The 19,494-nt window shown below is 43.0% G+C and carries 21 protein-coding genes and 1 tRNA gene; 10 read left to right on the forward strand and 12 right to left on the reverse strand.

The genetic code is table 11. From position 1 onward, the window contains the following. Positions 1-92: 92 nt before the first annotated feature. Positions 93-878 carry an SDR family NAD(P)-dependent oxidoreductase gene (locus V5G28_RS09480; protein ID WP_332993237.1) on the reverse strand — a complete coding sequence of 262 codons (786 nt, stop codon included), beginning with the start codon at positions 876-878 and terminating at the stop codon, positions 93-95. Positions 879-1,036: 158 nt separating this feature from the next. Here V5G28_RS09480 and V5G28_RS09485 point away from each other — a divergent pair, with 158 nt between their 5' ends. The 6 genes from V5G28_RS09485 to V5G28_RS09510 all read left to right on the forward strand — a co-directional run bounded on the left by V5G28_RS09485 (position 1,037) and on the right by V5G28_RS09510 (position 6,382). Beyond that, positions 1,037-2,011 (forward strand): hypothetical protein, encoded by a 975-nt coding sequence (locus tag V5G28_RS09485; RefSeq protein WP_332993239.1) that lies wholly within the window; start codon positions 1,037-1,039, stop codon positions 2,009-2,011. A gap of 304 nt (positions 2,012-2,315) precedes the next feature. After that, positions 2,316-2,389 (forward strand) — tRNA-Val (locus V5G28_RS09490). A gap of 413 nt (positions 2,390-2,802) precedes the next feature. Continuing rightward, positions 2,803-3,177, forward strand: coding sequence for a hypothetical protein (locus V5G28_RS09495; RefSeq protein WP_332993241.1), 375 nt, complete (start codon positions 2,803-2,805; stop codon positions 3,175-3,177). Positions 3,178-3,601: 424 nt separating this feature from the next. Continuing rightward, on the forward strand, positions 3,602-5,032 hold the full coding sequence (lpdA, locus tag V5G28_RS09500) for a dihydrolipoyl dehydrogenase (RefSeq protein ID WP_332993244.1): 1,431 nt from the start codon (positions 3,602-3,604) through the stop codon (positions 5,030-5,032). 100 nt (positions 5,033-5,132) lie between these two features. Beyond that, a complete protein-coding gene (trpC, locus tag V5G28_RS09505; protein WP_332993246.1) occupies positions 5,133-6,032 on the forward strand; it encodes an indole-3-glycerol phosphate synthase TrpC in 900 nt (299 codons plus the stop codon). 95 nt (positions 6,033-6,127) lie between these two features. Beyond that, entirely contained in the window at positions 6,128-6,382 is a 255-nt protein-coding gene (locus V5G28_RS09510) for a DUF5340 domain-containing protein (RefSeq protein WP_073635720.1), read from the forward strand. A gap of 633 nt (positions 6,383-7,015) precedes the next feature. On the opposite strand, the gene V5G28_RS09515 is transcribed toward V5G28_RS09510, so the two are convergent. From V5G28_RS09515 to petM, 6 genes are all read right to left on the reverse strand, one after another. Beyond that, positions 7,016-7,207 carry a DUF2949 domain-containing protein gene (locus tag V5G28_RS09515; RefSeq protein WP_073635718.1) on the reverse strand — a complete coding sequence of 64 codons (192 nt, stop codon included), beginning with the start codon at positions 7,205-7,207 and terminating at the stop codon, positions 7,016-7,018. A 509-nt stretch (positions 7,208-7,716) separates the two neighbouring features. Further along, positions 7,717-8,277, reverse strand: coding sequence for a DUF192 domain-containing protein (locus V5G28_RS09520; RefSeq protein WP_332993251.1), 561 nt, complete (start codon positions 8,275-8,277; stop codon positions 7,717-7,719). Between the two features lie 199 nt (positions 8,278-8,476). After that, positions 8,477-9,163 (reverse strand): response regulator transcription factor NblR, encoded by a 687-nt coding sequence (gene nblR / locus V5G28_RS09525; RefSeq protein WP_073635716.1) that lies wholly within the window; start codon positions 9,161-9,163, stop codon positions 8,477-8,479. Positions 9,164-9,483: 320 nt separating this feature from the next. Further along, positions 9,484-10,401 (reverse strand): NAD(+) kinase, encoded by a 918-nt coding sequence (locus V5G28_RS09530; RefSeq protein ID WP_073635714.1) that lies wholly within the window; start codon positions 10,399-10,401, stop codon positions 9,484-9,486. A 153-nt stretch (positions 10,402-10,554) separates the two neighbouring features. After that, entirely contained in the window at positions 10,555-11,544 is a 990-nt protein-coding gene (locus V5G28_RS09535; RefSeq protein ID WP_096564574.1) for an SDR family oxidoreductase, read from the reverse strand. Positions 11,545-11,686: 142 nt separating this feature from the next. Beyond that, complete coding sequence (petM, locus tag V5G28_RS09540; RefSeq protein ID WP_073635712.1) at positions 11,687-11,800, reverse strand: cytochrome b6-f complex subunit PetM; 114 nt, start codon at positions 11,798-11,800, stop codon at positions 11,687-11,689. A gap of 122 nt (positions 11,801-11,922) precedes the next feature. Between petM and pdxA the strand changes: the two genes are divergently transcribed. The 3 genes from pdxA (at position 11,923) to V5G28_RS09555 (ending at position 13,730) form a co-directional block, all read left to right on the forward strand. Then, positions 11,923-13,032: a 4-hydroxythreonine-4-phosphate dehydrogenase PdxA gene (pdxA, locus tag V5G28_RS09545; protein ID WP_332993259.1), complete on the forward strand. Its 1,110-nt coding sequence runs from the start codon at positions 11,923-11,925 to the stop codon at positions 13,030-13,032. A gap of 67 nt (positions 13,033-13,099) precedes the next feature. Next, on the forward strand, positions 13,100-13,351 hold the full coding sequence (locus V5G28_RS09550; RefSeq protein ID WP_096564572.1) for a hypothetical protein: 252 nt from the start codon (positions 13,100-13,102) through the stop codon (positions 13,349-13,351). 76 nt (positions 13,352-13,427) lie between these two features. Then, the gene (locus V5G28_RS09555) at positions 13,428-13,730 is read left to right on the forward strand and encodes a helix-turn-helix domain-containing transcriptional regulator (RefSeq protein ID WP_096571052.1); all 303 of its coding nucleotides are present in this window, start codon (positions 13,428-13,430) and stop codon (positions 13,728-13,730) included. Between the two features lie 160 nt (positions 13,731-13,890). Here the strand turns inward: V5G28_RS09555 and V5G28_RS09560 are convergent, their stop codons facing one another. Next, the gene (locus V5G28_RS09560) at positions 13,891-14,925 is read right to left on the reverse strand and encodes a protein rep (protein ID WP_332993266.1); all 1,035 of its coding nucleotides are present in this window, start codon (positions 14,923-14,925) and stop codon (positions 13,891-13,893) included. 585 nt (positions 14,926-15,510) lie between these two features. Between V5G28_RS09560 and V5G28_RS09565 the strand changes: the two genes are divergently transcribed. Further along, positions 15,511-16,041 carry a rhodanese-like domain-containing protein gene (locus V5G28_RS09565; RefSeq protein ID WP_332993269.1) on the forward strand — a complete coding sequence of 177 codons (531 nt, stop codon included), beginning with the start codon at positions 15,511-15,513 and terminating at the stop codon, positions 16,039-16,041. A 60-nt stretch (positions 16,042-16,101) separates the two neighbouring features. Here the strand turns inward: V5G28_RS09565 and V5G28_RS09570 are convergent, their stop codons facing one another. The 4 genes from V5G28_RS09570 to V5G28_RS09585 form a co-directional block, all read right to left on the reverse strand. Continuing rightward, positions 16,102-16,725 carry a ribonuclease H-like domain-containing protein gene (locus tag V5G28_RS09570; protein WP_332993272.1) on the reverse strand — a complete coding sequence of 208 codons (624 nt, stop codon included), beginning with the start codon at positions 16,723-16,725 and terminating at the stop codon, positions 16,102-16,104. A gap of 31 nt (positions 16,726-16,756) precedes the next feature. After that, positions 16,757-17,338: a CAP domain-containing protein gene (locus tag V5G28_RS09575; protein WP_332993275.1), complete on the reverse strand. Its 582-nt coding sequence runs from the start codon at positions 17,336-17,338 to the stop codon at positions 16,757-16,759. Positions 17,339-18,039: 701 nt separating this feature from the next. Beyond that, the gene (locus tag V5G28_RS09580; RefSeq protein WP_096564567.1) at positions 18,040-18,309 is read right to left on the reverse strand and encodes a hypothetical protein; all 270 of its coding nucleotides are present in this window, start codon (positions 18,307-18,309) and stop codon (positions 18,040-18,042) included. Positions 18,310-18,324: 15 nt separating this feature from the next. Beyond that, the gene (locus tag V5G28_RS09585; protein WP_332993278.1) at positions 18,325-19,482 is read right to left on the reverse strand and encodes a class I SAM-dependent methyltransferase; all 1,158 of its coding nucleotides are present in this window, start codon (positions 19,480-19,482) and stop codon (positions 18,325-18,327) included. Between the last annotated feature and the right edge of the window lie 12 nt (positions 19,483-19,494).

The following is a 19,494-nucleotide window of genomic DNA, read 5'->3' on the forward strand; positions in this document are numbered from 1 at the left end:
AAAAGATTGAATTTATCTTTTTTATTTTGGCTTTTTACTGTTCTCATCTCACGACTTCCTAACAGAAATTCAAAATTAATAGGCGCTATATCTTAAATTGTTTTTGCCTTAAATTGCTTTTCCAAAATACTGAGCAGAGTTTTGCGGGGTACAAACGGGGATAACTTGGTGATGAGGTGAGTGCTTAAGCCACCAATAACAACAATAGAATCTCCCCTTTCTAAAGCTTTTAAGGATTCGCGTACCACATCTTTTGAAGTCGATATCTTATTGGTTCTAGCTGCAAGGGCTGGCGGGAAATTAGCTTCTGTAAAGAAGTTTGTCTCAACTGGTCCTGGGCAAGTCACTAGAACGCGTACGCCATATTGACGATTTTCTGCCCACAATGCCTGACTAAAACTGACAATAAACGCTTTGCTGGCAGCATAAACAGAAATGTAAGGCATTGGTTGAAATGCGGTGAGCGAGGATACATTAATTATGCTTCCAGAACGACGTTGCCGCATTTCATGCAAAAATTTATGAGTTAAATCTACTAATGCCAGAATGTTTAATTGCACTATTTTGACTTGCCGTTCTCCGTCGCTTTCAGCAAAATCGCCATAGCAGGCAAAACCAGCATTATTAATTAACAAATCAATTGTTAATCCCTTTGATTTGACAGCATCAAATACAGCATCACTAGCACCAATTTCTGTGAGGTCTTTAACAACTGTATCTACTTGAATTTTATATTTTTCTTGCAAATGTTTTGCTAGCTCGTTCAATTTTTCTTCTGAACGAGCAACTAAAACAAGATTTGTATTGCGTGCGGCTAGTTCCTCTGCAAAGGCTTTACCTATACCACTAGAGGCACCAGTAATTAAAGCAGTTGACATTCTACCTACTACGATAATTTTTCAACTTTTTCAACTATTGCATAGATTGTAACAATCCTTTTAAAGACTTTCCCCTATTAAAAGTAATATATCAAGCTGTTTATTTTCATCTGCGTTTGGGCATATTACATATCAGTGAAGCTTTATACTATCTTTTGATGAATTTTTTTCAAAATCTGCCCTTTAATCTCCTGCTAAGAAAACCCCAAAATAATTCTGGAATTGACCCGTTGCTAAAAAGTCAACAGCCAGTCGTGCTAAAGCCTTCAGCACCGGGAGCATCCCGACCTAAAACCCTTACCGAAATAGAAAAAGAAATCGAAGCTCAAGCACAGGTTCACCGTACCTACTCGTATAAGCCAGGTGTAAAAAAACAAAAGCGTCTCTTGAGTAGAATGTTCTGGACAGCAATTCTACTTGGCGTTCCTATTGGTGTCGTTTGGGTGACAAACTTACCTTACCCGGTCATCCGTCGTCCTGTGGCGCGGAATGCTCCCATTTTACTGCTACCCAGCTACATAAGCATGGAGAATAACTATCGGCAAGCGATCGCAACAGTTGAACAAGCCCAACAACTGATTGAAAAAGCCAGCAGTCCAGCCGATTTGGAACGAGGGGAGGTGAAGGTCAAACAGGCACAAAAAAATCTTGATGCCTTACCAATTTGGTTTATTAATGAGTGGTCAGAATACAATTATTGGTGGTACGATTCGGGGTTGAGCATTTACGGATTTAATGCAGCCCGAACCAAGATTGGGCAGCTAGAAGCTCAAGTATTTCAAGAAAAGAATGCTCAGACATTGCTCACCGACAGTGAACACACGCTTAACAAAGCTAAACAGCAGTATCAACAAGCATCAACATCTATTGACAAAAAAGCAGCAATTGTTTCTTGGCATTCAGCACTCGATAATTTAGAACAAATTCCTGGTGAAACTTTGGCAGGAAAAACAGCGCAAAAGAAACTAGAAAGTTACCAGCAAGAGTTTAAAGACGTTGTTGGTCTTGCTGCTGGTAATGAGCGCATTAGCACCTTGATTGCAGCAGCCCAACAGTTTTCTGCTCAAGCGGCAAAAGCTGGTCAAAATCCACCTCATACAGTTATTCAGTGGCAACAAGTGGAAAACTTTTGACGTACTCCACCCCTAACCCTACGGGTATAGAGGTGGATTCTTAAGAGATTTTCACCCTTAACGGCTGCGCCAAACAGCCTCTACCCAGTCCAAAGCGAAGTTTATCCTGGCTACTTTCAAGATGTTTTCTGAGGATATTAGCAGCACCATTAATGTCAGCTCAGGCTCAACAGCTACTGCTATCAGCAAACAACAAACTTAGCCAGCTTCAGGCAAAATAAATACAGAACTCACCCCTTTCAGGCAACTTCACTAACTTAGTGTTGGCAATTGAGCTAAAGTTATGTTATAGTTGTGGGGTTGCGGACGTATAGCTCAGTTGGTTAGAGCGCTACGTTGACATCGTAGAGGTCACTGGTTCGAATCCAGTTACGTCCATTGGATCTGTAGAGTCACAAATTGATTATTATCTCAAAAAGCCAATTTAAGCAATGATCGGAGAGTAGCGAGAAGCTGATGGAAGTTGCAGGATGTCAAAGACGTGATTGTCTGATGATGGCATGGGTGAGACGACTGTCCTAGATTATCGGTGAAGACCTCCGTGCGACAAAAACCGCTATGTTGCTTTGCGTTTGGACACGCTATTTTTGTGATTTGAATCACAGAAAAACTTTTTTGTCAATATATAATTCCTAGTAGTAACCACATCGGTACTTAATCGCGGATGATGAAATTTTTAAGTTCGATTCCGGAATGACCGAAACTGACCGTGTAGTTACTTAGCGATTGATTTGAATCGAACACAAGACTTTAGCTAATTTCTATTTTTAATAAGATTTACAAAGACTACTATGAACAAGTGTGTACCCATTCAAGTTAAATTCAACGCTGTTGGCTTTGTAAAATTTAGTTTGGTTTCGCTAGCGCTATTGCTTTCGTTTGGAACCTACACTCAGGCAAATGCTCAATCGGTTCCAAAGGGAGAAGTTGAAGTTATATCGGTTCCACCACAAGAAGCATACTTTATAGAGAAGCCACAAGAAACTTCTCCTGTCAATAACTCTGATTCACACAATCGAAAGACTTTCGGTGATACCACGACCTTGGCACGTGTTTCTAACAGTACGCAAAAGATACAGGGTGTTAGGAATATTGTAAATTCTGTACCCACTAGTCGTAACTCCTCAAGTCATAGCAAGTCATATACGAATATTTCAAAACCCTAAGCTATCTAGGGCTTATTCCCTCTGCGGAACAGAGGATTACTATATCTTAAATTATTAAATTTTTAGCTAAGAACTTCCTAGGGAATTAACCCAGACGAACATCCGTACTTACTCGCCTGTTATTAGTCATTAGTCATTGCGTCCCATGGCGCGAAATTTCTGCTATCATGGATCTTTTGCCACAGGTTCCTGCAGAAGTCGTTGAGTTTGCAGATTCTTCAGGCGAGCTAGTAGTTTCTGTAAACAGGGACAGGCTGAGTAAAAAGAAGTATAAAATAGTACAGTATTAAACTAAGAGCATCAATCTCACTCCCTAGTAGTCTAAATCATAATTTTGATTTGGCAACAGCCTACAATGAAAAAACTTGCACGCTATGGCTAGGTTAGTTAAGAACAAATAGGCAAAGCACACGGGGAGACTAACGTGAGTGATGGATTTGATTACGATTTAGTGATTGTAGGCGCTGGAGTAGGCGGACATGGTGCTGCCTTACACGCTGTGAGCTGTGGTTTAAAAACAGCCATTATCGAAGCAGCAGATATGGGGGGAACCTGTGTCAACCGGGGCTGCATTCCATCTAAGGCACTGCTGGCGGCATCTGGACGTGTGCGGGAGTTAAGAGATGCCCATCACCTCAAGTCGCTAGGAATCCAACTGGGAAGTGTGGCGTTCGACCGAGAGGCGATCGCCGACCATGCAAACAATCTCGTAGCCAAAATACAAGGCGACTTGACCAACAGCCTTAAGCGTTTGGGAGTCGATATCATCCGAGGTTGGGGAAAGATAGCAGGGATTCAAAAAGTCTCTGTGACAACAGACAGCGGCGAAAAAACGATTACGGCAAAAGATATTATTCTTTCTCCCGGTTCAATACCCTTTGTTCCTCCGGGTATTGAAGTTGATGGCAAAACTGTATTTACCAGCGACCAAGGTGTCAAGCTGGAATGGCTACCAGATTGGGTAGCAATTGTTGGCAGTGGCTACATCGGCTTAGAATTCTCTGATGTTTATTCAGCTTTGGGCAGTGAAATTACGATGATAGAAGCCCTCGACCAGCTGATGCCAGGATTTGACCGCGATATTGCCAAACTTGCCGAACGGGTTCTGATAACTGGGCGCGATATTGAAACATATGTGGGGATATACGCCAAAAAAGTCATTCCTGGTTCACCCGTAGTCATTGAATTAGCTGACTTCAAAACCAAAGAAGACGTAGGCGTCATCGAGGTAGATGCTTGCCTAGTGGCGACGGGACGCATCCCGGCTACGCAAAACCTCGGTTTAGAGTCTGTGGGTGTGGAACTTGATCGGCGGAATTTTATCCCAGTGAACGACAGCATGGCTGTGCTATCAGCAGGTGAGGTGGTGCCCCATCTGTGGGCAATTGGTGATGCTAATGGCAAAATGATGCTGGCGCACGCTGCTTCTGCTCAAGGTATCATTGCAGTAGAAAATATCCGTGGGCAGCACAAAGAAGTAGACTATCACAGTATCCCCGCAGCAGCGTTCACTCATCCAGAAATCAGTTATGTGGGCATGACTGAAGCAGCAGCCAAGGAAAAAGGCAGCGCCGAGGGATTTCAAGTCGCAGTGGCAAAAAGTTACTTTAAAGGAAATTCCAAAGCCTTGGCAGAAGGTGAAGCTGACGGCATGGCAAAGGTTGTCTATCGCAAAGACACAGGCGAAGTTTTAGGCGTCCACATTTTCGGCATACACGCCTCAGATTTAATTCATGAAGCGTCAGCGGCGATCGCCAACCGTCAATCTGTCCACACCCTCGCTCATTTGGTTCACGCCCATCCAACACTTTCCGAAGTGCTGGACGAAGCATACAAACGAGCAGTTGCTAGTTAGTCATTTGTCCTGTGTATGTGACAAATGTAGAGACGTGCCATGGCACGTCTCTACAATTAATGACAGCGTGTCTCTACAACCAATGACTCTTAACTAAATTATGCAAATCCGTCGTCGTAGACCTAACCCAGCTATTGCTGTATCCACAGTGCGGTATCAAGCTGCCATCCTTGATGCCCAGCCAAACAACATTTTAGAAGAAATTGTCTGGCATAAAGAAGAAGAAGTTGACCAAATGCGGGAAAAGCTGTCTTTGCAACAGTTGCAGCGTCAGGTTCTTGAAGCACCTCCTACCCGTGATTTTGTAGCAGCTTTGCGACAAGGCAAAACAAAACCAGCTTTGATTGCTGAAGTCAAAAAAGCGTCTCCTAGTAAAGGAATTTTACGAGAAGATTTTGATCCGGTGGAGATTGCGTTAAAGTATCAAAAAGGCGGTGCAAGCTGTATTTCGGTACTTACGGATGAAAAGTTTTTTTCTGGCAGCTTTGAAAACTTAGCTCGGGTACGCGCCAAAGTAGATTTGCCCTTACTATGTAAGGATTTTGTCATATATCCCTACCAAATGTACATGGCGCGTGTTCGAGGTGCAGATGCTGTATTATTGATTGCAGCTATACTGAGTGATCAAGATTTGCAATACTTCGTCAAAATTGCTAAAACCCTGAAAATGGCGGCTTTGATTGAAGTTCATACTCTAGCAGAACTTGAGCGCGTATTAAGCATAGATGGCGTATCACTGGTGGGTATTAATAATCGTAACTTGGAAGATTTCTCAGTTGACTTACAAACGACTTGTGAACTTTTGGCAGCAAAAGGTAACCAATTGCAGGAACGGAACATTCTGGTTGTCAGCGAGTCAGGCTTACATACCCCAGAAGATTTGACTTTAGTACAACAAGCAGGAGTATCTGCCGTCCTGATTGGCGAGTCTCTGGTAAAACACCCAGATCCACAAGAAGCGATCGCCAACCTCTTTGCCCAATCTTCAGCTTCTGCATAATTCAGGCTTTAGCCAAATAATTTTTGCCTATGTAACAATTCATCTAATGACAATTAATTTCTGACTCATCCAAATCTTAAATAAACTACCAATTCATGGATCCAATTCCTCTGCCTTCACCGATCCACTACGAACTTATACTGCAACTGCTAGAGAGACAAACCATGCAAGCAGTCAGTAATAATCCAGATTTGCGGCATCAGGTGAATCAGCTCATTATTAGCCTACGTAAAGCGGCTGTACAACAAAAGCATTTGGAAGAAATTTGCCAGTCCTCATCTGTTAAGATTGACCACCGTTGGTCGCTCAATCATCTGAATACTGGGCAGATTGCTGCTCCCGAGTCATGAATCAAGCCATCTACTTTCGCTTTTGGCTAGCCTCAGAACTTGGCAACTTTTAGGGAGATCAACTCACTGGAGGTAAAAATTGTAAGTAGAGAGTGCCGAGTAGAATTTGGTCAGCATTTTCCCGACTCTCAATACTCGCTTCACTCTCTACCCAACTCCCCAACCCACATTTTTGGTTGGTTTGCGACGATTGGTTGATTAGATAATGAGTTCCAAAATTATTTTTTTATAAAAATTATTTTAGCAAAATTAGTTATCAGTTTTGAGCAACGGGATAACATTTGGCACAAAAACCAAAGCCTGTGGAATTTTCTTGCTATTTCAGTTAGGAAATAAATTTCAGGTGATTTGGAAGCTAAAAATTCTATCTGGACTTAGAGAAATACTGGGAAGCTACAGGTGAATGAAGTACAAAATTATCTGTGTCCATCTGTGTCCATCTGTGGTTTTTATTTCTTAGTGTATTGGACTCAATTGAAAACGGCTATAGACTCCACTGCCTTCACTTATAAAATCAAAAGAGCGAGTTAAATTATCAACTCGCTCTTTATTTTTGCAATTTCATACATTAGCCTTTGTAAAAGGCATAGTCTATGTAGCATAGTTCGATTCTCCTTAATCAGCTAATCATTTCTATGCTGTCTCCAGCCAATCATATATTTGCTCTAACTGTTCTATGCTAATCAAGCCATATTGCCAAAGAATCATTGGCAAAGGACCTGGATCTTGCTCCCGATGACGAAGAGCGACTGCAATGGAAGCTGTGGAAATTGCCAAATCTTCCTGCAAAAAGCTAATAAATCTAGAATAGGTTGATGGTGACATTTTGTCTTCTACCTTCTCACATAGTGTGTACTTTTATATTTCAATTCACTATTTTTCAATAGTTGCAAGTAGCCAATATTTCACCTGTCACTATGCCCTTACCTAATAGATACTCCAGGTAAATTTGTCTGGATGTTTCTCAAATAGATCTGAAAAAATAGACAATAGTGCCACTTGTCTTACCCAGTCTTAAGCAGCACAATGCTCAGGTATATGTGGTTTTATATTTTTACTTCAGTGTTCTAGTTAAATACACCTGTAGTAAGGAAGATTCCTTAGCTTATACTCCCTTATTGACTACTCTTTACACGTATGTCAAAAGGAATATTTTTTGTTATCTGGTGTAAAATCTATGATCCAGTTTTGGAATAACAAGGCTTCAAGTATCTACACTGAATTAAATAATAGCCTCACAATAAACTTTTTTACCAGACTACGCAAGACTTTTTTTACAGAAATATTACAAAAGCAATGTTATATGAACTTGGGAGTAAGCAAGATCTAAATCTTTATCTCCGTAAAGAGCTGGAGTTTAAGAATTCAATTTTGACACGAGAGCCAACCTTCAAACCCAACTCCGTAGCTCGTCCAGAACGCAATTCAATCACTTGGTTAATGAATTTTTCCGAACCATAAGTCGGACAAGGATTGCTATTGCAAGGAGGTGCAGAAGGGGCAATATACTGCACTATCCCATCGCGCATAAAAACCATATCCAGGGCTACGGGTACATTCTTCATCCAGAAACTGGCTTGCAACGGTGATGGGAACTGAAACAGCATACCACGATTGTCGGGCAAAGCAGGGCGATACATCAACCCCATCGCTTGCTGTTGGGGTGTCTGGGCGACTTCTAACTCAATTTTTGTGCCATCGGGAACAACCGCCACAGCTGAAATCGGTAGTTGTTGACCAGCATTCTTACTCAGTGGTGTTTGCTGGGAAGAGATTGGTGCTTGAGATTGAGAGCTACTAGACGTAGTGGTGGGAGAAACTGCTGTTGTAGGAACAGAACAGCCTGCTAGTAAAACGCCCAAAAGTATTGATACCAAACCAAGCCAATTAATCATAGCAATTTTTCTTAACAGTCAAAAAATGATGAATTTTGAAACTAGAGGCTCTATATTATTTCATAATTCATCATTTAGCACTCACAATTTCCCATTCTCTTTATCTGCCCATGTCCACCGCAGTCCTGAGAACGGTCTATAACTGATGGGAACCAAAGCACGGCATACCTTGCCTACTGCCTTGCTTCCTTACTTGTGTTCAAGTTTCCCTTAATACGTAACCTACACCCCGTACCGTTTGAATGAGGCGCTTTTGACCTTCATCTTCTATTTTCAGCCGCAAGTAGCGAATGTACACTTCAATCACATTCGACTCGCCCATAAAATCGTAACCCCAAACATTTTCCAAAATTTGTTCGCGGGTTAAGACTTCGCGGGGATGTTCCATGAGATACTTGAGCAGTTCAAATTCCTTCATTGTTAAGTCGATCGCGCGTCCATTAAGTATGGCGCGGCGGGTTGCGAGATCTAAAATGAGGTCGCCAAAACGTAACTGCTCAGAAGTATCGATATCAGGTTTTAAGTATAAGCGCACCAGGTTTAAAAAGTCCTCGGCACGGTAAGGCTTGAGAAAATAATCATCAGCTCCAGCTTCTAAACAAGCTACGCGATCATCAACTGTATCGCGTGCCATCAGTACCAGCACAGGCGATCGCATTCCAGTGGTTCGGAAATTTTTACACAGCGACAGCCCTGATTCTCCTGCGAGCATTCGGTCAATCACAACTAAAGCAGGATCGCGATCGCGGCTGTATTGGATACCGTTTGTTCCATCATGAGCCACGATAGGGTCATAACCAGCTTCTTTCAAATCAAAAGCAAGCTGATTTGCTAGGCTTTCGTCGCTTTCAATCAGCAAAACACAAGGGCTATGAGCAAGCGTCATATTGATTTTTGATGTTCGATTTTAGATTTTGGATTTGGATTTAGTTGGTAGCGCAATTTACGGCCTTCTGGTGATAGATCAATCCTGACTTGACACGCTTTGTTTCTACCATGTTTTAGCACGTATAAGTATCAGCCATAGAAATCAACAGATACAGTCATTTTAATCACTAATTCCAAATCTGGCTGTGCCTTGCTTATTGATAAGCAATGCTCAGTAGTGATGTCCTGCAGCGAGCAGTTCTCTTGGAGGGAAACCCTCCAAGAGAAACTGCGGTACTGGTCTCACCTCCTGCAGCTTCTCCAAAATCCAAAATCCCGCTAGGGTAATTCCACAGAAGTGGGTTTAGCGATGTGTGGTAAACCCCAACCCAGTTTTTCTCGTAATATCCGGAAAAACTCTGGCGGTTGCAGGCGAATGAACCGGGCGCAGTAGTGCGATTTCTCTACATAAACCTTATCCTGTGGCATAACATAACACCCCCCGTTGCCATCCACAACCATAACTAGCCGAGGAGTATTCACTGGGTAGATGTTGACTGGCTCACTATCTGGAAACACCAACGCTCTAGAAGCCAGAGAATGAGGACAAATAGGTACGAGTTGCAACACGGGTACGCCAGGGGTAACGACTGGACCACCAGCACTCAACGAATATGCTGTAGAACCTGTCGGTGTCGATATAATCACACCATCGGCTGCAATGTCCACTGGCGCATGGCGACCCACTGCTATTTCAAAATGACACATAGAGGTCAACGGTTCCCGATGCAGCACCATCTCATTTAAGCAGAGAGCTTCCCACAGTATAGAATCTCCCCGAAAAACCTTGATTGTGAGCATCACTCTTTCCTCAATTTCATAATTGCCCAAGAGCAAGTTTTCTATTGCTTGAGGCAAATGATTGAGGTAAGTTTCCGTCAAAAACCCCATGTGACCAGTGTTAACGGTTAACATTGGGATACCACAAGGGGCGACCAAGCGAGAAGCAGCCAGAACTGTACCGTCTCCCCCTAACACCACCGCAAACTTCATTTCTGAATCAAATCCAGGCGGTGTTAGTCCCTCAATTGGGGTATGGCATACGGAACTTTCTGGAGTAGAATAACCCAGTATTCCACCGACGCCTGATGTGATGCAGACATCCCAACCTGCAGCGGTGAACTTGTCTTTCAGTTCGATAGCGATGCGACTCGCTATCGGCTTAACGTCATTGTAGATAATGCCTGCTTTGGGCACACTCAAATATCCAATTTATTGGTGACGCGCTTTATTATGTTAATCGTTACACATTTTTGATGTTTTAGTCATTAATCCTTTGTCATTTGTCATTAGTCCTTTGTTCTTTGTTCTTTGTGTAAGTACTACTGACGCATGACTCATGACTGATAACTACTGACTGTTAACTTTCTTAAACGGCGATCTTTTTGGTTTTTGCTTCTTGGGCTGAATTTTCTCGTAATCTAACTCCTTAAGCTTCTTCATAATTCTGTTGAAGTACTCTTGCAGGTAACTTTCTACGGTCGTGGTTTCGTTTGGTTCTAATCCAAAGACCGTGTAAACCTCGTCCATTGGGGCATTTAGCGGTCTACCACTCGCTAGGACTTCTGTAAAGGCAAGTCTGTCTGCTACGTTCCATCCCCACTGGAAGAAGCGTATGACTCGGCGCATGGTACGCAGTAAGTTGATTGGCATCCGCGTAATCCGTGCTTCTTTTCCAGATAAACGTTCGCACACACGAATGATTTCCTCGGCACTCCAAGCACGAGTTCCCACCACTGGAAAAGTTTGCTTTTGAGTTTCTGGCACCTTCAAGGCGCGGATGGCAAATTTAGCAACATCCTGAGTATCCATGTAGGCAATCGGAGAAGACTCTCCTGTGACCCAAACAGGCTGTCCTTCCAATATGGGAATTCCATATTGCCCAATTAAGCCTTGCATAAAGCCAGCCAGCCGCAATATGGTATAATTCAAACCCGATTCAGCTAAAAAGAGTTCTGTACATCGCTTGATTTCCATCAGCGGCACTTCTGGATACTTTTCGGCATCGAGTATCGAGAAAAAGATAAAACGCTCTACACCCGCAGCAACAGACGCTTGTATCAAAGAGACTTTGCCATCCCAATCCACTTGTCTGATACTCAGTGAATCTGTTGGACGAGATGTTGACGCATCGATAACTGCTGTGACACCTTCAAGAGCTGCGTTCAGTGTATGAGGATAACACAAATCTCCCGGTACGAGTTCCGCACCCCATTCTTTTAGAAATGTGGCTTTCTTGGCACTCCGGACAAGACAGCGGACTTTATACCCCTCATCGATCGCACGACGAGCCACTTGCCTTCCCAAAGTACCAGTGGCACCAATTATTAATAATGTCATGAGAGCTTTTTACAAATTTTAAAGTTTTATGAATAAAATCTTATCAGAATGATCTCTGTAAACAAAACTTTACATTTTTTTAACAACTGTATACGAGACACAGAGGCTTCTTAGGTGCCTCTTGCCTCGATGAAAGCTTCCCTTACAGGGATTCCTCTTCTCCACCCTGAACTTTGAGCAACAACTCACCCAAAGCCCAGCCCACAAAGATTAAACCGAAGGACAACAGCGCTGCATTCAAAATTTCGCCGCCCATGAGTGTCATTCTCCTTTGAACATTGTTTAATTAAGTTAAGTCTACCAGAGCCGCAAAGAGCTGCCATAGTATTAGATGTATGTGAAACATTGTAAAGCTAGATTGCTTATACAATTATCTGTATGTCTAAATTTAATGAAAAAAATATAACATCAGTGCAAAGCCGCCCACGCTTGGCATTGACACTCGGGAGATCCGGCGGGGGATTGGACCTAGAGGTGATTTTGAAAGCTCTTAGAGACCCGGAAGTTAGCAAAAGCAGTGACGTAACAGTGGTGGGTAGCCGGGATTTACTAGTAGAGACTTATACCAAACTACAAGCCGAGAATTCTCAGCCGTTGGCAAATCCAGCAGAGCTATCAATACTTGATGTGCCGTTAGACAAGCACATACAGGATGAAATTATCATCGGGACGGGTAATGCGGCAAGTGGTGCGGCTAGCTTTGCTTATATGGAAACAGCTATCGCCTCCACAGTTGCAGGACAATTTGATGGTATCGTCACAGGTCCCATCGCGAAATCAGCATGGAAGGCGGCGGGGTATAATTACCCTGGTCAAACGGAACTTTTAGCCGAAAAATCCGGCGCAAAGCGTGTGGGAATGTTATTTGTAGCGCGATCGCCCTTTGGGCGGCTCCCAGAGGGAGCATCGCCCCACTCTGGCTGGACACTTCGTACTCTGCTTGCCACTACACATATTCCTTTAAGTCAAGTACCTAAAGTATTAACACCGCAGTTGATGACGGAAAAACTTGATTTGTTGGTGGAGTGTTTGGAGAAAGATTTTGGTTTACAAACAGCTAGGATTGTCATTGCTGGTTTAAACCCTCACAGCGGCGAACAGGGACAATTAGGACACGAAGAACAAGATTGGTTAATTCCCTGGATAGAGCAAGAACGTAAAAACCGCCCAAACTTACAGCTAGATGGTCCAATTCCACCAGATACAATGTGGGTCAAGCCGGGTCAAGCTTGGTACGGTAGCATTGAGCCTTCAAAAGCGGCGGATGCCTACCTCGCACTGTACCACGACCAAGGCTTGATACCCGTAAAGCTGATGGCATTTGACAGAGCAGTCAATACTTCTATTGGTCTTCCTTTTGTTCGTACCTCACCAGATCACGGGACGGCGTTTGATATTGCGGGTAAGGGAATTGCTGATGCGACGAGTATGAAAGCAGCCATACAGTTGGCGGCTGAGTTGGTATCTCAGAGGCTTAAAATCATGTAAATGGTTAAAAAATTTGCTAGATACAGAGATGATGTTTTGCGCCAGCTACAAGGAGTAATTCGTCATAATGCATAGAGATATTATTTTTAGTGAATTAGAAAAATACCTGTTGAAGCTAGGTTTTACTACCTTACCAACGGCTGGCTTTCAGAAAGTTTTTCAGTATCCATCATCGGAAGTACTAGTCATTTTACCTGCTTACGAGCAGCAAGCATATGTTCATCCTGTGCATTTGGTAGCTGTACGGCGAATACTGATAGAAAACGAGTTAATTGATAAGAATGCTTTCGACAGTTTCTTAGATAAGGTGGCAAGCTAAGAAGCGCTTTACCTTTAATGGCAATTTTAGGATAGTTGACGCTTCCATCCTTAAAAAGACTATAGGAACAGGGATGATGCGTAGAAGTACAAGTTATCACGAAAAACTGATTAAAGACCTCAAAGATCCATTGGAAGCAGCAGCTTATATCGAAGTCGTTTTAGAAGAGGGCGACCCGAAAATGTTAAGTAAGGCGCTAAAAAATGTTATTGAGGCGCAAGGCGGAATTAATAAGCTTTCAGCACAAGTCAAGAAATGTTACGAGAAACTTGACGTGATGTTATTGGAGAAGAGAGAGGTTGAATTTTATTGTCTGACTGCTTTACTGAATACGTTAGGGTTGCAGCTAGCAGTCACAGTTAAGGAACTTCCAAATTAAAAAGTATCCAATTTTTTCTTGTGGGATGGGCTTCTAGCCCGTCCTATTAACAGGGCGGGCAGGATGCCCACCCCACAAGATTTAATAATTTATTTTTTGGAAATACCTAAGTCAATCTGAGGCGACAATCCAAAATCTCAAAGAGATGTTGCAACGCTTGTCACTCACAATTGAACTTCTTTAACTTTCGCTCCCACCTAAAATACAGACTCTCCTCCTCAACCTCATCCATCGCTTCACCTTCACCAATGAGGTCTTGATTTTTCTCCTCTAACTCCCGCATATATTGCCTGAGTACACCCCCAACAGCAATGGCTCTGGTTCTGTGCAACTGGCGGGTTAACTCCAAAAACCATTCGATATCAGCCACCAAGTCTGACTCCTTCACTTGATACTTGAGAATTTCTGGAATAAGTGCTTTAGGATCGTGATGCTTGGCGATCGCACTGACATGAATAACTGGCTGGTAATCAACCCGCAAACACTGCTGCCATAGTGCTACCCACTTTGCATGGGAAAGATATCGATGACTGAAATACGAAGGCGGTACCATTGCCAAAATATGTAAATGTGGGTGTGCCGATACTCCATCTCGACCCCTAGTCACTTCTATTGACTTCACCCAACCTTTCGCAGACCATGACTTCAATTCAGTCAAGCGCTTAAAAGCTTTGTTGATTAAATCCAAACTTTCCCGTAGTTCTGAAATTTTGCAGTTCTTTACTGTTAAGGTGATAAACAGCCAACGATACTTAGGATAATCTGCGACGACTTGGGGGAGAATTTTGTAAGCCTTTGCTTTCCACAAAAGCGATCGTCGCCACTGACACATAGGACATTGACGAACCCGACAAAAGCGAGCATCGGATAGTTGTAACTTGAGAATACCTTCCGATTCCTCTGGCACCAATCGAAACTCTAGCAACTCTGAACACATTCTTATCCGCCAAGCATACTGATTGAAGCAATCTTCACCTGCGCTTGCATAATATTTGGAAACTTTGTCAGCATTGGCTCTATGCTTGTCCCAAGTTGTGCCTATTTGGGAGACGTCGGATAATTTCAGTAAGTTTTTACTTTCTTGGCACTTACGTTGAAGCGATAAATTGAAAGTAATCGAGCTTCTGTCAGAGGCTACAGCAGACACAAAATCCCCTAATCTTTTTAGTTTGGTATCGACAACCCAAACTAACACGGTGTTTTATATTTATATTCAGTGAAAATCCTGAAATAAATTTGGATATAACTTTTCATTAACTTTTTAATTAATTAGGAATAAATGGTGAGTTCCAGATTGAAGAACAATTATTATATAAACATTTCTCTCATCAACTTTGCTAAATTTAGTTTCAACTACTTGCAGAAAAAGCACATTTAAGTTATGTCATAAGTAAAAAACACAATATTTGGCTGAGTAACCCCTGATGCTTCATAGTGGGTTAATCTTTTATAGGATGGGAAGAAATTGCCCCAGAATTTAGTAAAAAGATGTTTTGACTAACAAGTCTACCATTAGATAGACATTCTCAATCTTCATTCTCAAGAAAGATCAATTCGGCTCCTCTTGTTCGGTAGAGTTTGGACAGTCAATACAATTCTTGCAAAAGTACTTAACAAATCAGGCGTTGTGATATTACCCTGTTTTCCTCTTAAATAGAGGATGAAAGAGCTGTAGAGGGTGTGCTGACTAATTTGGAGACGCGCAGTCCAAGCGCGTTTGTTTGTATGTTAGCGCACAAAGGCTTTTGCAAGGCGTCTAATCTAATTAGGGAGGAACACTATGGAATCAGGGAAGGATGCTGTGGAATCAGCGAAGAATACTGTGGAATCAGCAGTGAAGAATACAGTGGAATCAGCGAAGAATGCTGGGGAAAATCTCGGTGTTATTCCCTCAGAACCACCAATTCAGCCACAGTCTGATGTTCATGCCCTCAAGTCTCGTTTGGAATGGGGTGAACCAGCTTTGACAATTCTGGATGTGCGCGATCGCGATGCCTATAACCAAGGTCGTATCATGGGCGCTATGCCTTTTCCAGTTGATCAATTGGTAGACAGAGCAGGATCTTTAGCTAAAAGCCGTGATATCTACGTTTACGGTGAAAGTGAGGAACAAACTGCTCAAGCTGCACAATTGCTGAGAAATGCTGGGTATGTACACGTATCTGAACTCAAAGGCGGTTTGGCAGCATGGAAGGCAGTCGGCGGTCCTACCGAAGGAACTCTAGAATCAAGAACTCCCCCTGGCGCAGATGACTACAATGTTGTAGACCGTTTAAAAAATCACGCAGAAACACAGCAAAAACAAGTATAGTTTTTAGGCAATAGTCATTAGTTCCTATTGACTAATGACTATTAACTAATTACTGAGTTGTTAATGTTCAAACAAGTCTTTGAATTGCAACAAATCCAAGGAAACTATCGTTGGTAAACACCGAAAGCATTCTTGAGCAAGTTCTAAGCGTTCTTCCCGTTTGAGCATTTCTGCGAGTTTCTGCTGTACACCAATGAGATAGCGCACATCGTTGGCGGCGTAACTGAGTTGTGCCTCGGATAAATTAGCAGCGTTTCCCCAGTCAGAACTTTGAGCGCTTTTATCGAGTTCCACTTGTTCCAATTCTTGCACCACATCTTTGAGTCCGTGACGTTGGGTGTAGGTACGGGCTAACTTACTGCCAATTTTGGTACAGAAAACAGGAGCAACGTGAATGCCCAAATTGTAACGCAGCGTGGCAATGTCAAAACGCGCAAAGTGAAAGACCTTGAGGACATTCGCAGCTTCTAAGAGTTTTTTTAAGTTTGGGGCATCCGTTTGACCTTTAGCAATACGAATTGCAGTGACTTTACCCTCAGTGTTGCATAGCTGGACGAGACACAAGCGATCGCGCAGCGGTAATAATCCCATAGTTTCGGTATCTACAGCAATGACAAGAGCTTGTAGATAATGGGAGAGAGCATCGTCACTAAGGTCGCGATCGCAAACCTGAAAATCTTCCATGAATCAGATTAAGTTCGGTGAAACACCTATATTATCTACGTTTCTTGTGAGCGCTTAAGCGCTGATATCTATTGCTGCGAAGGAAAATTTGCGTCAGATAAACTTCCCCTTCGCTATTGGTTGCTACACCAATTCCAGTCATGTTGTAATTTCCTTTGATATTAACGAGATGATCGGGACTGTGGAGCCAACCAGTCACAGCTTCCTGCGCGGGATCGCTATATCCTAGGTTAAAGGCGACATTTTCCCCTGCACTTCTGTAGCGAATAGGAATAGCACCGACTCTCTTGACAAATCCCTGATGGCTAAACGGAACTTTACCCCTAGCCATATTTTGACTGTGAATCCTTGCTTGTTGTGAGATTTTTGCATTTAGGGAGAGCTTTGGCAAACCCTTGGAAGCTCGATATCGATTAATTTGGTCAAAAACTGACTTTTCTAAATCAGTAGGCTTAATAGTAACAGGTGATGTCACTTGAGGTGACGACATTGACAACACCTTACTGTACTCTGATTTCTTTGTAGAGGTTTGACCTACTATAGAATTGGATAATAATGCGCTGCCAAGGAAAAGCGTACTTAAAGCTATGCCAAAAGCAGTTTGTCGGAACATGGAAAATTAAGTAATGTGTAGAGTTATCAGACGCACACCGTCAACGACCTAAGCGTTGAGTGCAACCTCCAGGCACTAAAAGGCAGGGGCTTGTAGTTCACAGTAGTTGACCAGTTCAAGTCCGTCAAAGGGCTACGTTTACGGCAAGTGTTTAAGAACTCACCTTGGGGTGCGTGCCAGCCCCAAGCTCTGAAAGTAGATTGTTAAACGTCCAATGAGGTTAAGGCAGTGTAATCTGGTAGTTTGCGACCGTAAACATGAACCAGGCAAACCTTACCCAGAGATGGGGTTTCCCGGAAACGGGATTTTTCGGATAAGTTCGACGAGAAATAAATTTCCCTAAGCCCTGACGGGCACGCTGCGCGAACGGGCTTCATCCCCATAAATAGAATTTAGGGGCTTCCGCCCTTCAATATCGGTGATTTTTTGTTTTTTGTATATAACCGTATACTTTTCAGGATTCCAGAGGTTAGGAACTCATTGCGTATCAAAGTAGCCGCGCCAATAGTTTTTCATGCTCATTTTAAAAAGGTAAAGTCATTCATAATAAAAAATACCCATCCATTTCTGTAGTTATCCGGACAAATATCCACATTGCGGGAGTAGACAAACAAAACTCTCCTTATGAACTGCGTCCATACAAAACCGCATTCCTTATGCTTGAATTGTTAAGCTTCAAACAAAAATTTTAAACAAAAAGTTTAACTCTCTGTCTGTAGCACCCGCAGCACCCGCGCAATATATTCTGCACGCCATTGCTCCCTTTCCTTAGCTACCGAGTCGTCTGGCTGGTATGCTTCGATGTCGGCGATCGCTAAAATATCTTTAGCTTCAAGCAAACGTTCGATAGTGTCGAGACGTTCTCGCAGCACAGACACCTCACCGATAAGAGCCATAACTATTGCTAGCACCTTATCGGTTTGAGGGTCATCAAAATAAACAGGTCGTTTTCCCTTTGCTATTTTATTCATCCTAGAAATCCCTGTCTACTTCGTTGCTGTGACAATAAACCAACTACCCCGACTACCCCGACCACCATTTTGAGAATTATTGCTAGACACTTTTGCTTGCCATGCACCATTAGGGACAAACTTCTGAATCACCTTATCCGCTGCAAAACCAGCCTCAGTCACTAACGCTCCGAAATCCAAATCGCGCATAGCACTCCAGAAGGGTTCATTATTGTTAGCAGTTTCCCAATCGTACACGAAAGCTGTGTACGCATCCATGTGACTGTACAAAGGTGCTTCAACATGGATCATCATCCCTCCGGGAGCCAGCAGACGATAACACTCGTGGAGCACATTCCGAATGGCTGGTTTAGGAATTTCATGTAGTAAAATATGCGAAACCACCAGGTCAAACGAGCCATCCGCAAAATTGGTATGTTCAGCATTTTGCTGTGAGAAGTGAACCCGTTTACCCAAGGCTTCCGCACGAGCATGAGCGTAACGCAACATCGGCGCACCGATATCTATGGCGTAGACATCTGCATTAGCGTAAGCATCCACGTATGGTAGGGTACTGTGACCTACAGAACAACCCATGTCAAGAATTTTTTTCGGTTGAAAGTCAGGATATTCTGGCTTGAGGTAGTTCTCGACTATAGACAGACCCATGTCATCGTTAAGGGGTCCTAGCCAACCGATACCATAAACATAAGCTCCGCGATCATAAATTGCACCAGCAGCAACATCGTTCTGAGCAAATTCACTGTGATATCCACCAGGCATACAGTGAATGTCTACCGCAGTTTGGTAAGCAGGAATTTGGAAATTAGGCTCAACTGTTAAAGTACCGAGTTCGCCACCCTTGTCTTTAGCTCGTTCTATTAGTTCTGGTAGCTGTCTCTCAACGCTAGCGTTTACCGCATCCCATAACATCTCTTGGTTAAGACGCTTCAGCGCACCCCACCAACGATATTGTGGTTCTTGCTGCATAACCTTCCGGATTTCATGACGGTTCTGGGGAGGACGCTGATGTTCCCGCTCAAATCTTGGCTTTGCTACTGTTTCAAAAATGACCTTATTGCCAGGAGCGATATTCTGAAAAATGTGCTTTTTCAGACTTTGAACAAAGTTTTGCCGTGCCAGCTCGTCGTGTGTGGCTTGCGGCAGCATTGGGTGTATGAATTGTTTGTCCATCAGAGTTTCCCT

The organism is Scytonema sp. PRP1 (assembly GCF_036697665.2).
Lineage (GTDB): Bacteria > Cyanobacteriota > Cyanobacteriia > Cyanobacteriales > Nostocaceae > Kalymmatonema > Kalymmatonema gypsitolerans.

Bases quoted from the DNA above. Each gene is read 5' to 3' on its own strand.
- petM (WP_073635712.1), bottom strand. From the start codon at position 11,800: ATGGGCGGCGAAATTTTGAATGCAGCGCTGTTGTCCTTCGGTTTAATC.
- V5G28_RS09485 (WP_332993239.1), top strand. From the start codon at position 1,037: ATGAATTTTTTTCAAAATCTGCCCTTTAATCTCCTGCTAAGAAAACCC.
- V5G28_RS09515 (WP_073635718.1), bottom strand. From the start codon at position 7,207: ATGTCACCATCAACCTATTCTAGATTTATTAGCTTTTTGCAGGAAGAT.
- V5G28_RS09480 (WP_332993237.1), bottom strand. From the start codon at position 878: ATGTCAACTGCTTTAATTACTGGTGCCTCTAGTGGTATAGGTAAAGCC.
- pdxA (WP_332993259.1), top strand. From the start codon at position 11,923: ATGTCTAAATTTAATGAAAAAAATATAACATCAGTGCAAAGCCGCCCA.
- trpC (WP_332993246.1), top strand. From the start codon at position 5,133: ATGCAAATCCGTCGTCGTAGACCTAACCCAGCTATTGCTGTATCCACA.
- V5G28_RS09585 (WP_332993278.1), bottom strand. From the start codon at position 19,482: ATGGACAAACAATTCATACACCCAATGCTGCCGCAAGCCACACACGAC.
- V5G28_RS09550 (WP_096564572.1), top strand. From the start codon at position 13,100: ATGCATAGAGATATTATTTTTAGTGAATTAGAAAAATACCTGTTGAAG.
- V5G28_RS09495 (WP_332993241.1), top strand. From the start codon at position 2,803: ATGAACAAGTGTGTACCCATTCAAGTTAAATTCAACGCTGTTGGCTTT.
- V5G28_RS09535 (WP_096564574.1), bottom strand. From the start codon at position 11,544: ATGACATTATTAATAATTGGTGCCACTGGTACTTTGGGAAGGCAAGTG.
- V5G28_RS09565 (WP_332993269.1), top strand. From the start codon at position 15,511: ATGGAATCAGGGAAGGATGCTGTGGAATCAGCGAAGAATACTGTGGAA.
- V5G28_RS09570 (WP_332993272.1), bottom strand. From the start codon at position 16,725: ATGGAAGATTTTCAGGTTTGCGATCGCGACCTTAGTGACGATGCTCTC.
- V5G28_RS09510 (WP_073635720.1), top strand. From the start codon at position 6,128: ATGGATCCAATTCCTCTGCCTTCACCGATCCACTACGAACTTATACTG.
- V5G28_RS09580 (WP_096564567.1), bottom strand. From the start codon at position 18,309: ATGAATAAAATAGCAAAGGGAAAACGACCTGTTTATTTTGATGACCCT.
- V5G28_RS09575 (WP_332993275.1), bottom strand. From the start codon at position 17,338: ATGTTCCGACAAACTGCTTTTGGCATAGCTTTAAGTACGCTTTTCCTT.
- V5G28_RS09555 (WP_096571052.1), top strand. From the start codon at position 13,428: ATGCGTAGAAGTACAAGTTATCACGAAAAACTGATTAAAGACCTCAAA.
- V5G28_RS09520 (WP_332993251.1), bottom strand. From the start codon at position 8,277: ATGATTAATTGGCTTGGTTTGGTATCAATACTTTTGGGCGTTTTACTA.
- nblR (WP_073635716.1), bottom strand. From the start codon at position 9,163: ATGACGCTTGCTCATAGCCCTTGTGTTTTGCTGATTGAAAGCGACGAA.